General features: G+C 66.2%; 6 protein-coding genes and 1 pseudogene. 2 read left to right on the forward strand and 5 right to left on the reverse strand.

Features of this window, described 5'->3' with window-relative positions:
- Positions 1-95 precede the first annotated feature (95 nt).
- Positions 96-1,148, reverse strand: a pseudogene (locus EC839_RS22300) (potassium/proton antiporter); the annotation flags it as partial.
- Between the two features lie 129 nt (positions 1,149-1,277).
- On the opposite strand from EC839_RS22300, the gene EC839_RS22305 reads away from it, so the two are divergent.
- On the forward strand, positions 1,278-2,114 hold the full coding sequence (locus EC839_RS22305) for a 23S rRNA (adenine(2030)-N(6))-methyltransferase RlmJ (RefSeq protein ID WP_007161944.1): 837 nt from the start codon (positions 1,278-1,280) through the stop codon (positions 2,112-2,114).
- Between the two features lie 124 nt (positions 2,115-2,238).
- Here the strand turns inward: EC839_RS22305 and msrA are convergent, their stop codons facing one another.
- The 4 genes from msrA to aceE form a co-directional block, all read right to left on the reverse strand.
- Positions 2,239-2,898, reverse strand: a complete 660-nt coding sequence (gene msrA, locus EC839_RS22310) for a peptide-methionine (S)-S-oxide reductase MsrA (RefSeq protein WP_007161945.1) — start codon at positions 2,896-2,898, stop codon at positions 2,239-2,241.
- Between the two features lie 80 nt (positions 2,899-2,978).
- Positions 2,979-5,585, reverse strand: a complete 2,607-nt coding sequence (locus tag EC839_RS22315; RefSeq protein WP_007161946.1) for a bifunctional diguanylate cyclase/phosphodiesterase — start codon at positions 5,583-5,585, stop codon at positions 2,979-2,981.
- A gap of 283 nt (positions 5,586-5,868) precedes the next feature.
- Positions 5,869-7,854, reverse strand: coding sequence for a dihydrolipoyllysine-residue acetyltransferase (aceF, locus tag EC839_RS22320; RefSeq protein ID WP_007161947.1), 1,986 nt, complete (start codon positions 7,852-7,854; stop codon positions 5,869-5,871).
- A 28-nt stretch (positions 7,855-7,882) separates the two neighbouring features.
- Complete coding sequence (gene aceE / locus EC839_RS22325; protein WP_007161948.1) at positions 7,883-10,525, reverse strand: pyruvate dehydrogenase (acetyl-transferring), homodimeric type; 2,643 nt, start codon at positions 10,523-10,525, stop codon at positions 7,883-7,885.
- Positions 10,526-10,854: 329 nt separating this feature from the next.
- Here aceE and glnE point away from each other — a divergent pair, with 329 nt between their 5' ends.
- Positions 10,855-13,815, forward strand: a complete 2,961-nt coding sequence (gene glnE, locus EC839_RS22330) for a bifunctional [glutamate--ammonia ligase]-adenylyl-L-tyrosine phosphorylase/[glutamate--ammonia-ligase] adenylyltransferase (protein WP_132833162.1) — start codon at positions 10,855-10,857, stop codon at positions 13,813-13,815.
- Positions 13,816-13,873 lie beyond the last annotated feature (58 nt).

Raw genomic sequence — 13,873 nt, forward strand, 5'->3', positions numbered from 1 at the left:
CGGGTCTGTTTCATTGGGGTTGCTTGTCTTGCCATGATTCACCTCGTTGCAGTTTATCGCTTAACGGGGGTGTCCACTGGGACTGGGCAAGATCATACCGCCAGAATGATGGGGACCGCGCCGCGCAGCCCGACCCAGGCGATAAAGGCCTTTTCCCGGTCATGGAAGGCGCGGAAGGGCAGGAGGCCGATGGCCACCGACAGCGGGCGGGCGACCAGGATCATCCACAGCGCCAGACCCAGGGCGGGCAGGGCGATGGGCAGCAGGTTGTGCGGCTCCACCAGCAGGCCCAGCACCAGGAACATGCCGATCTGGGCGAGCCAGGCCATGCCGTCGAGCATGTGCAGCATGCCGTGGCGGCTGCGAATCGGCCGGTTGCCCATCAGCAGGCCGGCGAGATAAACGGCAAGGATGCCGCTGCCATGCACGGTGTTGGTCAGGGCGAAGACCAGCAGGCCGCCACTGATGGCCAGCAGCGGATAGAGGCCGTCGGCGAGGTGGATGCGGTTGATCAGCTGCAGCAGCAGCCAGCCGCCGCCCAGGCCGATCACCCCGCCAATGGCGAATTCGCTGACGAAATGGCCGAGCAGACTCCAGCTGAAACCGCTCTCGCCGCTGGCGAGCATCTCGATCAGGGTGACGGTGAGAAAGACCGCCATAGGGTCGTTGCTGCCGGATTCGATTTCCAGGGACGCCGTGACCCGCTCGTTGAGGCCGCGACCACCGAGCAGGGAAAACACCGCCGCGGCGTCGGTCGAGCCGACGATGGCACCGATCAGCAGGCCCTGCAGCAGGCTGAGATCGAACAGCCAGGCGGCGGCGACGCCGGTCAGGCCGGTGGTGATCATCACCCCCACGGTGGCCAGTGACAGCGCCGGCCAGAGCGCCACGCGGAAACTCGACACCCGGGTGCGCATGCCGCCGTCGAGCAGGATCACCGCCAGTGCCAGGTTGCCTACCAGATAGGCCATCGGATAGTTGTCGAAGGCGATGTGACCGGGGCCGTCGACGCCGGCGAACATGCCGACCACCAGGAAGATCACCAGGATCGGGATGCCGACCCGCGAGGAAATCGAGCTGACCAGAATCGACAGGCCGATCAGCACCGCACCGATCAAGAACAAGCTGTTGATGGTGACAGCGTCCAAGCGTGACTCCTGGGGTAAGGAATTGAAGAACCAGGGGATTTAACCCGCTGGGTGGCCGGGGTGTCAAAGCGCGACGCCGCGGGTGCCCGAGGAAGGCGGTACACTGTAGGGCTGACGCTGGAGTATCCCATGAATTACCGACACGCCTTCCACGCCGGCAACCACGCCGATGTTTTCAAGCACGCCACCCTGTTGCGCCTGGCCGCGCTGCTGGCGCGCAAGGAGACGCCCTTCGTCTATCTGGACAGCCATTCCGGCGTGGGTCGCTATGACCTGGCCGGCGACCAGGCCAGCCGTACCGACGAATGGCGCGAAGGCATCGGACGCCTGTGGGCGCTGGAATCCGCGCCGGCGGCCTTTGCCGGCTATCGCGAAGCGGTGGCGGCGCTCAATCCCGATGGCGGGCTGCGCTACTACCCGGGTTCGCCCGAATTGATGCGCCAGGCGCTGCGCCCCCAGGATCGGCTACTGCTCAATGAGCTGCACCCCGAGGACGGTCGCCTGCTCAAGGAAAACATGGCCGGAGATCGCCGGGTGGCGGTGCATCAGAAGGATGGCTGGCTGCTGCCGCGGGCGCTGCTGCCGGTGCCGGAGCGCCGGGCCCTGCTGCTGATCGATCCGCCCTTCGAGAAGACCGACGAGCTGGAGCGCTGCGTCAAGGCGATCGCGGAGGCCGTCGGCCGCATGCGTCAGACGGTGATCATGCTCTGGTATCCGATCAAGGATCGCCGTCAGTTGAGGCGCTTCCATGCCGGGCTGCAGGCCAGCGGCGCGCCCAAGTTGCTCAACGTCGAATTGCTGATCCGCGCGGCGGACGATCCCACCCGGCTCAATGGCTCGGGACTGGCCATCGTCAATCCGCCGTGGGGGCTTGAAGAAGAATTGCGCGAGTTGCTGCCCTGGCTGGCCGAGCACCTGGCCCAGGGTGAAGGCAGCTGGCGACTGGACTGGCTGATCGCAGAATAGCGAGGCCGGGCCCGTTGGGCTTCGCTGGGCTCAACCCCACCTACGGGAAGAGCCTGGCGCAGGTTGGGTTGAGGCGGCGCTACCGCCGCAGCCCAACAGAGAAAGCCGCCGCAGCGGTTCGGGATCAGACCGCGAGGCTGGGCGGCAGGCAGACACCGGTGCCGGCCAGGCCGCAGTAGCCGTTGGGATTCTTCGCCAGGTACTGCTGGTGATAGGCCTCGGCGTAGTAGAAGGGCGGCAGCGGGGCGATCTCGGTGGTGATCTCGCCATAGCCGGCTTCGGCCAGCTGCGCCTGGAAGGCTGCCTGGCTGGCTTCGAAGGCTTCCCGCTGGCTGTCGTCGGCGTAATACAGGGCCGAGCGATACTGGGTGCCGACGTCGTTGCCCTGGCGCATGCCCTGGGTCGGATCGTGGGCTTCCCAGAAGATCTTCAGCAACGCCTCCAGCGAGGTCTGGGCCGGATCGAACACCACCAGCACCACCTCGGTATGACCGGTCAGGCCGGAGCAGACCTCTTCGTAGGTGGGGTTGGGGGTATGGCCGCCGGCATAGCCGGCCGCGGTGGTCCAGACACCGGGTTGTTGCCAGAAGCGCCGCTCGACGCCCCAGAAGCAGCCCATGCCCACCACCAGACTCTGCAGGCCGGCGGGGAAGGGGCCTTGCAACGGATTGCCGTTGACATAGTGGGCGGCGGGCACGGCCATGGCCGTCTCGCGGCCGGGCAGCGCCTGCTCGGCGGCGGGCAGGTGGGTCTTCTTGGTCAGGATTTCGGAACGCAGGACCATGGGATACCTCGTGGGAAAGGGCCAGGCGAAAGGCTCAGTGTACGCAAAATCGCGGCAGCGGGGTCAGTCCGCGCGGCGGGTCAGCGCGTCGGCAGGTAACGCGCCAGGGCGGCGTCGAGCTGGTCGGCCGGGATGGGCTTGTCGAACAGATAGCCCTGGCCGATATCGCAACGATGGTGGCGCAGGAAAGCCAGCTGTTCGGTCGTCTCGATGCCCTCGGCAACCACCTGCAGCCGCAGGTTGTGGGCCATGGCGATCACCGCGGAGGTGATTTCCATGTCGTCCTGGTTGTCCGGGATGTCCTTGATGAAACTCCTGTCGATCTTGATGACGTCGATGGGGAATTTTTTCAAGTAGCTGAGCGACGAATAACCGGTGCCGAAGTCGTCCATCGCCAGGCTCATGCCCAGGCGCTTGAGGGCTTCGAGGGTGTTGCGGGTGGCGTCGGTGGCATCCAGCAACAGGCTTTCGGTCAGTTCCAGCTCCAGACGCTTGGGCGCGATACCCTCCTCGTCGAGGATGGTGACGAACGACTGCACCAGGTCGGGATCGGTGAACTGCTTGGGCGACAGATTGATGGCGATCTGCAGATCGTCGAAGCCGGCGGCGTCGAGGCGGTGCAACTGGCGGCAGACCTCGCGGATAATCCATTTGCCGATGGGCACGATGAGCCCGGTTTCCTCGGCGATGCTGATGAACTGGTCCGGGCGGATCATGCCCTTTTCCGGGTGCTGCCAGCGGATCAGGGCCTCCAGGCCCAGCAGCTTGGCGCGTTTCAGGCAGACCTTGGGCTGGTAGTGCACCAGCAGTTCGTTCTGCTCCAGGGCCCGGCGCAGGTTGTTCTGCACGAACAGCTTGTTGCTGGCCTCGGCGATCAGCGCCTCGGTGAACACCTGGACCTGATGGCCGCCGGTGGCCTTGGCCCGGTGCAGGGCAAGGCCGGCGTGCTTGATCAGGGTCTGCGGATCGGTCTCGTGCGGTCGCGCGGTGGTCAAACCGATCGAGCAGCTGATCAGGGTCGGGTGGCCTTCCACATAGAGTGGCGGATCCAGGGCCACCAGGGTGTCGCGGGCCAGGCTGTCGGCGGCGACCGCGTCCATGCCTTCGAGCAGCACGGCGAATTCGTTGCTGGCGATGCGGGCGATCAGCGCGCCCTTGCCCAGGGCGCTGCGCAGGCGCCGGGCCAGACCCACCAGCAGCTGGTCGCCGATCCGATGCCCCAGGCTGTCGTTGACCCTCTTGAAGTTGTCGACGTCCACCAGCAGCAGCGAGTGTTCGCGACTCGGATTGGACTGCTCCAGGCGGGCTTCCAGGCGGGCGATGAAGTGGCTGCGATTGGCCAGCCCGGTGAGGCTGTCGCGAAACACCAGTTCGTCGTTGTGCTGTTGGGCGAAGCGGGTCTTGCTGGTGTCCTGGAAGATGCCCAGATAGCCCTGCAGGTCGCCATTGGGCTGCTGGATCTTGGACAGCGACAGCTGGCCCCAGTAGCTCTCGCCATCACGGCGATAGCAGCGCAGTTCACCTTGCCAGCTGTCCTGGTGCGCCAGCCGCTGCCAGGCTTCGTAGAGCAGCTCGCCCCAGTTTTCCAGGGCGGGCAGGGATTCGACGTGCAGCCCCTGCAGCTTGCCGATGGGATAGCCGGTGATCCGCGCGAAGCTGTCGGTGGCGTGCTCCAGGCAACCGCTGGCATCCAGCAGCAGGAAGGCATCGTTGCTGGCTTCCATCACCCGGGTCAGGGGATGGGCGAGCTTGGGCGGGCGCTCCGGTTGCTGGAGCAGGGCAGCCAGGCATTCCGCCAGGCTGCGAGCGAAGGTGACGTCCTCGGCTTCCCAGGTGGCCGCTCGGTCCCGTCGCAGGCAGAGCAGGCCGGTCAGTTGACCGTCGTGCAGCAGGGCCACGTCCAGCGCCGTTCCGCCGCCGCTGTGGGACGGGTGCAGCACCTGGCTGGCGTCTTCGATCACGCCCTGCTCGCGCAACCGGCGCCGGTGGTCGCTGCACAGGGTCGGCAGGCGTTCTTCCTTGCACAGGGTGACGAGGCCATTGCCCTCGTAGCGCCACAGGCTGAGTTCGTCCACGGCAAAGGCGGCCGGGCCCTGGGCGCGCAGCAACTGCACTAGTTCGTCGTCCACCGGTGCCTGGCGCAGGGCCAGGCGGGACAGTTCGAGCAGCAGGGTCTGCCGCGCCTGGGCCATCGCCAGGCGTTGCTGGCTGTGGTCCTGGCTGTCCTGCAGGAGCGCCAGGGTCGAGCGCAGGGCCACGTTATGGGCTTCCCATTCGCCGGCCAGGGCATCGTCGTTCATCACCCGCAGCAGATAGCCGCGCAGCAGCGGGCGACCATGGCGCTGCAGACTCTCGCCGACCTCGACGACCTGGCAGGGCGCCGTGGGGGAGTGGAACAGGTAGCGCACCTGATAGCTGCCGTGTTCGGCCAGTTGCAGCTGGATGTCTTCGTGCAGCCGATGACGGACGCTGGGCTCCATCAGGCTGGCATAGGGGGCATCGATGAGCGAGCACAGCGCCTGGGCGGGCAGGCCTAGGCTGGCTTCGCAGCGGGAATCGAGATAGAGCATCGCCCAGGAGGCTTCATTCAGACGCTCGAAACGCAGCAAGCCCAATCGGGCAGGAGCGCTGAGCGCGCCCGCCTGATCGGCTACCGCGGCATCGGCAGCATCGGAGTGAATACTCATGCGAGGGTCCGCGTCCTTGTGAAGACGGAAAGATGTCCTAGGTTTATCGGAAAGGACAGACAAATCATTAATCCTTTTTCCTTTCCGTCTCGCCAGCACGCTGGGAATGGCTGTCAAGGGTGCCCGATAGAGGCCGGCCCATGCAAGGGGCGGCGCTCGGGGCGCTCATCCTACCTTTTTCCTGGATCTTTCGGTTGATCTGGCAGCAAAAACCCCGCCTGAGCGGGGTTCTTGCGCTACACCAGAAGACGGTAGCGGGAAGCCGTTACCGTCCTGTGGCGGCTTACAGCAGCAGGCCGCGGATTTCCGCCAGCAGATCGCCCAGGCGCTTGGTGAAGCGCGCGGCGGCCGCCCCGTTGATCACGCGGTGATCGTAGGACAGTGACAGCGGCAGCATCAGGCGCGGCTGGAAGGCCTTGCCGTCCCAGACCGGCTGCATGCTGGCCTTGGACACGCCGAGAATCGCCACTTCCGGGGCATTGACGATCGGCGTGAAGCCGGTGCCGCCGATGTGACCCAGGCTGGAGATGGTGAAGCAGGCGCCCTGCATGTCGTCGCCGCTGAGCTTCTTGGTCCGCGCCTTTTCCGCCAGCTGGGCGGCTTCGGCGGCGAGTTGCAGCAGGCTCTTCTGGTCGACGTTGCGGATGACCGGGACCAGCAGGCCGTCCGGGGTGTCCACGGCGAAGCCGATGTGCACGTACTTCTTGCGGATCACCGCCTTGCCGCTGGGGGCCAGGGAGGCGTTGAAGTCCGGCAGTTCCTTGAGCACATGGGCGCAGGCCTTGAGCAGGAACGGCAGGATGGTCAGCTTGACGCCGGCCTTTTCCGCCACGGCTTTCTGGCCGACCCGGAAGGCCTCCAGATCGGTCACGTCGGACTGGTCGAACTGGGTCACGTGGGGCACGTTCAGCCAGCTGCGATGCAGGTTGTTGGCACCGACCTGCATGAGGCGCGTCATTGGCACCTCTTCGATCTCGCCGAACTTGCTGAAGTCCACGGTGGGGATCGGCGGGATGCCGGCACCACCGGTGGCGCCTGCAGCCGCGGCCGGAGCCGCCTTGCTCTTCTGCAGCTGATCCTTGACGTAGGCCTGGACGTCTTCCTTGAGGATGCGACCCTTGGGACCGGTCGGGGTGACCTCGCCCAGATCGACACCGAACTCGCGGGCGACCATGCGCACGGCCGGGCCGGCATGGACCTTCTTGCCCTTGCCGGCGGCAGGGGCGCTGGCGGGAGCGGCGGCCTTGGCCGGCGCCTCGGCCTTCTTCTCGGCAGCCGGCGCGCTGGCGGTGTTGCCGGCAGCCGGCTTGGCCGCCTGCTTGGGCGCGGCACCGGCCACCTTCAGGGTCAGGATCAGATCGCCGGTCTTGGCCTGGTCGTTGACCTTGATGGCAACGCTTTCCACCACGCCCGCCTTGGGCGCCGGGATTTCCATGCTGGCCTTGTCGGACTCCAGCACGATCAGCGACTGCTCGGCCTTGACCTGGTCACCGGCCTTGACCAGCACCTCGATGACGTTGGCACTACCGGTGGAGCCGATGTCGGGGACCTTGATCTCCTCGACCGATTCACCGGCCGGCTCGGCGGCGGCTTCCTCGTGCAGCTCGGGCGCGGCGGCTTCCTTGGCGGGCTGGTCGCCGGCCTTGGATTCGACGCTCTTGCTCGGCTTGGCATTGGCGGCGCCCTTGAGCACCAGGATCAGATCGCCGGTGCCCACTTCGTCGCCGACCTTGACGGAAACGCTCTCCACCACGCCGGCGGCGGGGGAGGGGATTTCCATGCTGGCCTTGTCGGATTCCAGGGTGATCAGCGTCTGCTCGGCGGCGATGGTGTCGCCGGGCTTGACCGCCACCTCGATGATGCTGGCCTTGCCGCTGGAGCCGATGTCGGGGACATGGATCTCCTGGGCTTCGCCTTCGCCGGCGGACGCCGAAGCGTCCTCGTCACCGGCCGGCGTCGGGGTTTCGCTTTCCTCGACCTGGGTCTGCTTGGACTCGGCCTTGGGTTCGGCGGCGGGTTCGCTGCCGGTGGCGGCGTCCTCGCCTTCCAGGTCGATCAGCAGATCACCGGTCTTGAGGGTGTCGCCGACCTTGATGTGCAGGGCGGCGATCTTGCCGGCCTTGGGGGCCGGGATCTCCATGCTGGCCTTGTCGGACTCCAGCACCACCAGGCTCTGTTCGGCCTCGACGGTATCGCCGACCTTTACCAGCAGCTCGATGACTTCGCCGTCGCCACTGCCGATGTCGGGTACGCGGATGGTCTCGCTCACAGTTGTTTCCTCTTATCCGTGTGCCGCATCAGCAATCCAGGGGATTGCGCTTCTCGGTGTCGATGCCGAACTTGGTGATGGCATCGGCCACGACCTTGCGTTCCAGCTTGCCTTGGTTGGCCAGCGCCTGCAGAGCGGCGACGGCGACCCAGCGGCGGTCGACCTCGAAGTGATCACGCAGCTTCTTGCGGCTGTCGCTGCGACCGAAGCCGTCGGTACCCAGCACCTGGAATTCGGTGGGGACCCACTGGCGGATCTGGTCGGCGAACAGCTTCATGTAGTCGGTGGAGGCGATGACCGGACCCTGGCGCTCGCCCAGGCACTGCTCGACATAGGTCAGGCGGCGCTCTTCCAGCGGGTGCAGGCGGTTCCAGCGATCCACGGCCAGGCCTTCACGGCGCAGTTCGTTGAAGCTGGTGACGCTCCAGATGTCGGCGCCGACGCCCATTTCGCGCAGCAGGCCGGCCGCAGCGCGGACCTCGTTGAGGATGGTGCCTGAGCCCAGCAGCTGGACGCGGTGCTTGAAGTCGCCCTTTTCTTCTTCCAGCAGGTACATGCCCTTGATGATGCCGTCCTCGACACCTGCGGGCATGGCCGGCTGCTGGTAGTTCTCGTTCATCACGGTGATGTAGTAGAAGACGCTCTGCTGCAGTTCCATCATCTGATGGATGCCTTCGCGCATGATCACCGCCAGCTCGTAGGCATAGGTGGGATCGTAGCTGCGGCAGTTGGGGATGGTGCCGGCCAGGATGTGGCTGTGACCGTCCTCGTGCTGCAGGCCTTCACCGTTCAGGGTGGTACGGCCGGAGGTGCCGCCCAGCAGGAAGCCGCGGGTCTGGGCATCGCCCGCCGCCCAGGCCAGGTCGCCGATGCGCTGGAAGCCAAACATCGAATAGAAGATGTAGACCGGCAGCATGGGCTGGTTGTAGTTGCTGTAGGCGGTACCGGCGGCAATGAAGGAGGACATGGCGCCGGCCTCGTTGAGGCCTTCCTGGAGGATCTGGCCGTCCTTCTCCTCGCGGTAGTACATCACCTGGTCGCGGTCGACCGGCTCATAGAGCTGGCCGTGGGGCGAGTAGATGCCCAGCTGGCGGAACATGCCTTCCATGCCGAAGGTACGGGCCTCGTCGGCGAGGATGGGCACGATGCGCTTGCCCAGGTCCTTGTCCTTGACCAGTTGCGACAGGATGCGGCCAAAGGCCATGGTGGTGGAGATCTCGCGATCGCCGGAGCCGTCCAGTACCGCCTTCAGGGTGTCCAGCGGCGGCGTGGGGATGCTGATGCTGCGGGCGCGACGCTGGGGCAGGTGACCGCCCAGGGATTCGCGACGACTCATCAGGTACTTCATCTCGGCGCTGTCGTCGGCCGGACGATAGAAGGGCAGCTCGCTGAGCTGGGAGTCGTTCAGCGGGATGTCGAAGCGATCGCGGAATTTCTTCAGCGACTCCACATCGACCTTCTTGGTGTTGTGCGCGGTGTTCTTGGCTTCGCCCGCACCGGTGCCGTAGCCCTTGATGGTCTTGGCCAGGATAACGGTGGGCTGGCCCTTGTGGTTGACCGCCTGGTGGTAGGCCGCATAGACCTTGTAGGGGTCGTGACCGCCACGGTTGAGCTTCCAGATCTCGTCGTCGGACAGGTCCTCGACCATCTTCAGCAGCTCGGGATTGGCGCCGAAGAAGTGCTTGCGCACATAGGCACCGTCTTTCGCCTTGTAGTTCTGGTATTCACCATCGACCACGGCGTCCATGCGCTGCTGCATGCGGCCTTCGGTGTCGCGGGCGAACAGCGGATCCCACATGCGGCCCCAGAGGACCTTGGTGACGTTCCAGTCGGCGCCGCGGAAGATGCCTTCCAGTTCTTGGACGATCTTGCCGTTGCCGCGGACCGGGCCGTCGAGGCGCTGCAGGTTGCAGTTGATGACGAAGATCAGGTTGTCGAGGTTCTCGCGACCGGCCAGGGAGATGGCGCCCAGGGTTTCCGGCTCGTCGCACTCGCCGTCGCCGATGAAGCACCAGACCTTCTGCTTGCCGGCGGGGATGTAGCCGCGGTTCTCCAGGTACTTCATGAAGCGGGCCTGGTAGATGGCGGTGATCGGACCCAGACCCATGGACACGGTCGGGAACTGCCAGAAGTCAGGCATCAGGTGCGGGTGCGGGTAGCTCGACAGGCCCTTGCCGTCCACTTCCTGGCGGAAGTTGTTCATCTGGTCTTCGGAGAGGCGGCCTTCCAGGAAGGCACGGGCGTAGACGCCGGGGGAGGCATGGCCCTGATAGTAGATCAGGTCGCCGCCGTGCTCTTCGTTGGGCGCCTTCCAGAAATAGTTGAAGCCGATGTCATAGAGGGTGGCGCTGGAGGCGAAGGTGGAGATGTGGCCACCCAGATCCGGATCCTTGAGGTTGGCGCGCATGACCATCGCCAGGGCGTTCCAGCGAACCAGCGAGCGGATGCGCCGCTCCATGAACAGGTCGCCCGGCATATGGGCTTCCTTGGTCACTGGAATGGTGTTGCGATAGGGGGTATTGATGGAGTAGGGCAGCTGGGTACCACTGCGGGTAGCCAGTTCGCCCATGCGGGTCATCAGATAATGAACGCGCTCCTCGCCTTCGTGGTCGAGGACGGACTCCAGGGCGTCCAGCCATTCCTGGGTTTCGACGGGATCGAGATCTTGCATGGCTTGCTCCAGGGCGGAAAGGCTTCCAAAATCGGTCGCCTCAGGGTCGCCGCCGGCCTCTTGGGGGCAGCGAAAATTCTTGGATTTATGACCGGACGGTTCCGATCGGCGTGTAGTTTTACTACAAATTCAAATCCGTTTCAGCTCCGAGCTGTAATGCGATAAAAAACAATTCGACGTTTGTCGAACGCGCTGCTCGAGGGCTCGCGAACTCCGAACCGCGGACGTGAAAACGGTTCCCGCTCGGACCAGGTGGTCCGTCGGAATGTCCCTGGTAGGGGGTTCGCGGCAGGGTAGCGGGATTCGACCGTCCCTGCGCAGGACTGCCCATGATACCCCTCCTTCGTCCCGATCTGCCTCCGACTCTCGTCGCATGTGCCGAGCTCGCCGACCGGCGTCTGGCCGATGCCCTGGCCACGCTGCCCGCGGCGGCGGCCCGCCAGGCGAACTGGTCCGCGGCGCAACGCGCCGACTGGCGACGGGTGGCTGCCCTCAGCGACTTCGTCGTCGAGCAATTCTGCCGCCTGCCCGAGCCTTGCCTGGCGCTGGTCGACAGCGGTGACCTTGCGCTGTCGCTGGCGCCGGGGGCCATGGCACAGCGCCTGCGCGACGCCCTGGCCGACTGCCCGGACGAAGCCGAGCTGGGGCGGCGGCTGCGGCGCTTCCGCATGTTGCAGCAGGTGCGCATCGTCTGGCGCGACCTGACCCGGCGCGCCGATCTAGTGGAGACCTGTCGCGACCTCAGCGACCTGGCCGATGCCTGCATCGAACAGGCCTGCGCCTGGCTGTACGCCCAGCAGTGCAGCCAGTTCGGCGTGCCGACCGGGCGCCACAGCGGCCAGCCGCAGCAGCTGGTGGTGCTGGGCATGGGCAAGCTGGGCGCGGGCGAGTTGAACCTGTCGTCCGATATCGACCTGATCTTCGCCTATGGCGAGGCCGGGGAGACCCGCGGCGCGCGACGCGAGCAGGACAACCAGGAATTCTTCACCCGCCTCGGGCAGCGCCTGATCAAGGCGCTGGACGCCGTCACCGTGGACGGCTTCGTCTTTCGCGTCGACATGCGCCTGCGGCCCTATGGCAGCGCCGGTGCCCTGGTGCTGAGCTTTGCCGCCATGGAGCTCTACTACCAGGACCAGGGCCGCGACTGGGAACGCTACGCCATGATCAAGGCGCGGGTGGTCGGTGGCGACCAGGCCAGCGGCGCCGAGCTGCTGACCCTGCTACGGCCCTTCGTCTATCGGCGCTATCTGGATTTCTCCGCCATCGAAGCCCTGCGCAGCATGAAGCAGCTGATCCGCCAGGAGGTGCGCCGGCGCGGCATGACCGACAACGTCAAGCTGGGCGCGGGCGGCATCCGCGAAGTGGAATTCATCGCCCAGGCCTACCAGCTGATCCACGGCGGACGCGATCCGGCGCTGCAGCAGCGCCCGCTGCTCAGGGTGCTGACCAGTCTGCGCGAGCGCGACTATCTGCCGGCCGCGGCCGAAGCCGAGTTGCGCGAGGGCTATTGCTTCCTGCGCTATGTGGAGCATGGGCTGCAGGCCATCGCCGACCAGCAGACCCAGACCCTGCCGGTGGATCCCCAGGGCCGGGCGCGGGTGGCTTTCCTCATGGGCCATGCCGACTGGGATGAATTCAGCGCGGCGCTCGACGGCTGGCGCAGCCGCATCGACTGGCACTTCCAGCAGACCATCGCCGATCCCGAGGAGGAGACCCAGAGCGCCGAACTGGAAGACAGCTGGCTGCCGCTGTGGGACGACCTGCTCGACCCCGAGGAGTCCCTGGCGCGACTGCGCGAGGCGGGCTTCCAGGCGCCGGAGCAGGCGCTGGAATTGCTGGCCAGCCTGCGCGCCAGCGGCCAGGTGCGCGCCATGCAGCGCGCCGGTCGCGAACGCCTGGATGCCTTCATGCCGCGACTGCTGGATGCGGTCAGCGCCGACGAGCAACCCGATCGGGCGCTGGAGCGGGTGCTGCCGCTGGTGGAGGCGGTGGCGCGCCGCTCGGCCTATTTGGTCCTGCTCAGCGAGAATCCGCCGGCCCTGGCGCGGCTGCTGGAGCTCTGCGGCGCCAGTGCCTGGGTGGCCGAGCAGATCGCCCGCTATCCGGCGCTGCTCGACGAATTGCTCAACGAAGGGCGGCTCTATCATCCGCCGCAGAAGCCGGAACTGGCCGCCGAATTGCGCGAGCGCCTGATGCGCCTGCCCGAAGAGGACCTGGAGCAGCAGATGGACGTGCTGCGCCACTTCAAGCGCGCCCACAGCCTGCGGGTGGCGGCGGCGGAGATCGCCGGCAGCCTGCCGCTGATGAAGGTCAGCGACTATCTCACCTGGCTGGCCGAGGTGATCCTCGAAGAGGTGTTCGGCCTGGCCTGGCGCCAGCTGGTGCAGCGCCATGGCACGCCGCAGCGGCGCGACGGCTCGCCCTGCCAGCCGGATTTCGTCATCGTCGGCTATGGCAAGGTCGGGGGCATCGAACTCGGCCACGGCTCGGATCTCGATCTGGTGTTCATCCACGACGCCGATCCCCTGGCCGAGACCGATGGCGCCAAGCCCATGGATGGCGCCCAGTTCTTCAATCGCCTCGGTCAGCGGATCATCCATCTGCTCACCACCACCACCCCGGTGGGCACCCTCTACGAGGTGGACATGCGCCTGCGGCCGTCCGGCGCGGCGGGGCTGCTGGTGAGTTCGCTGGAGGCCTTCGAGCGTTACCAGCAGAGCGAGGCCTGGACCTGGGAACACCAGGCCCTGGTGCGCGCGCGGGTGGTGGCGGGTTGCCCGCGGCTTGGCGAGCGCTTCGACGCGGTGCGGGCGCGTATCCTCGGTCGGCAACGTGAGCTGGCGACCCTGCAGGCCGACGTGGCCGGCATGCGCGACAAGATGCTCGACAACCTCGGCACCGCGCTGACCGCCGGCGGACTGGGGCCGAACGCACGCCAGCCGGAGCAGCTGTTCGACCTCAAGCAGGATGCCGGCGGTATCGTCGATATCGAATTTATGGTCCAATATGCCGTTCTGGCCTGGTCGTGGCAGCATCCCGAATTGCTGCGTTTTCCCGACAACATCCGCATCCTGGAATCTCTCGAAGCGGCTGGTCTGGTACCGGCCACGGACGCCATTGCCCTGCGCGAAGCCTACAAGGCCTACCGCGCCGCGCTGCACCGCCTGGTGCTGCAGAAGCAGCCGGGCAAGGTGCCGGCCGACGGCTTTCTCGCCGAGCGCGACGAAGTACGCCGTATCTGGCACGGCCTGGGGCTGGACACGCCGTCCGGCAATCCGGCCACCTTTTAGGCCGTCATCAGTAAGGAGAGGCAAGATGTCGATGTCCGTGCGCGAGCTTTCGATCAGG

Source organism: Pseudomonas sp. JUb52, from assembly GCF_004341115.1.
GTDB lineage: Bacteria > Pseudomonadota > Gammaproteobacteria > Pseudomonadales > Pseudomonadaceae > Chryseomonas > Chryseomonas oryzihabitans.

What these genes read in the sequence shown, in the direction of transcription:
- EC839_RS22305 (WP_007161944.1), top strand. Translation starts at nt 1,278, where the DNA reads ATGAATTACCGACACGCCTTCCACGCCGGCAACCACGCCGATGTTTTC.
- msrA (WP_007161945.1), bottom strand. Translation starts at nt 2,898, where the DNA reads ATGGTCCTGCGTTCCGAAATCCTGACCAAGAAGACCCACCTGCCCGCC.
- EC839_RS22315 (WP_007161946.1), bottom strand. Translation starts at nt 5,585, where the DNA reads ATGAGTATTCACTCCGATGCTGCCGATGCCGCGGTAGCCGATCAGGCG.
- aceE (WP_007161948.1), bottom strand. Translation starts at nt 10,525, where the DNA reads ATGCAAGATCTCGATCCCGTCGAAACCCAGGAATGGCTGGACGCCCTG.
- glnE (WP_132833162.1), top strand. Translation starts at nt 10,855, where the DNA reads ATGATACCCCTCCTTCGTCCCGATCTGCCTCCGACTCTCGTCGCATGT.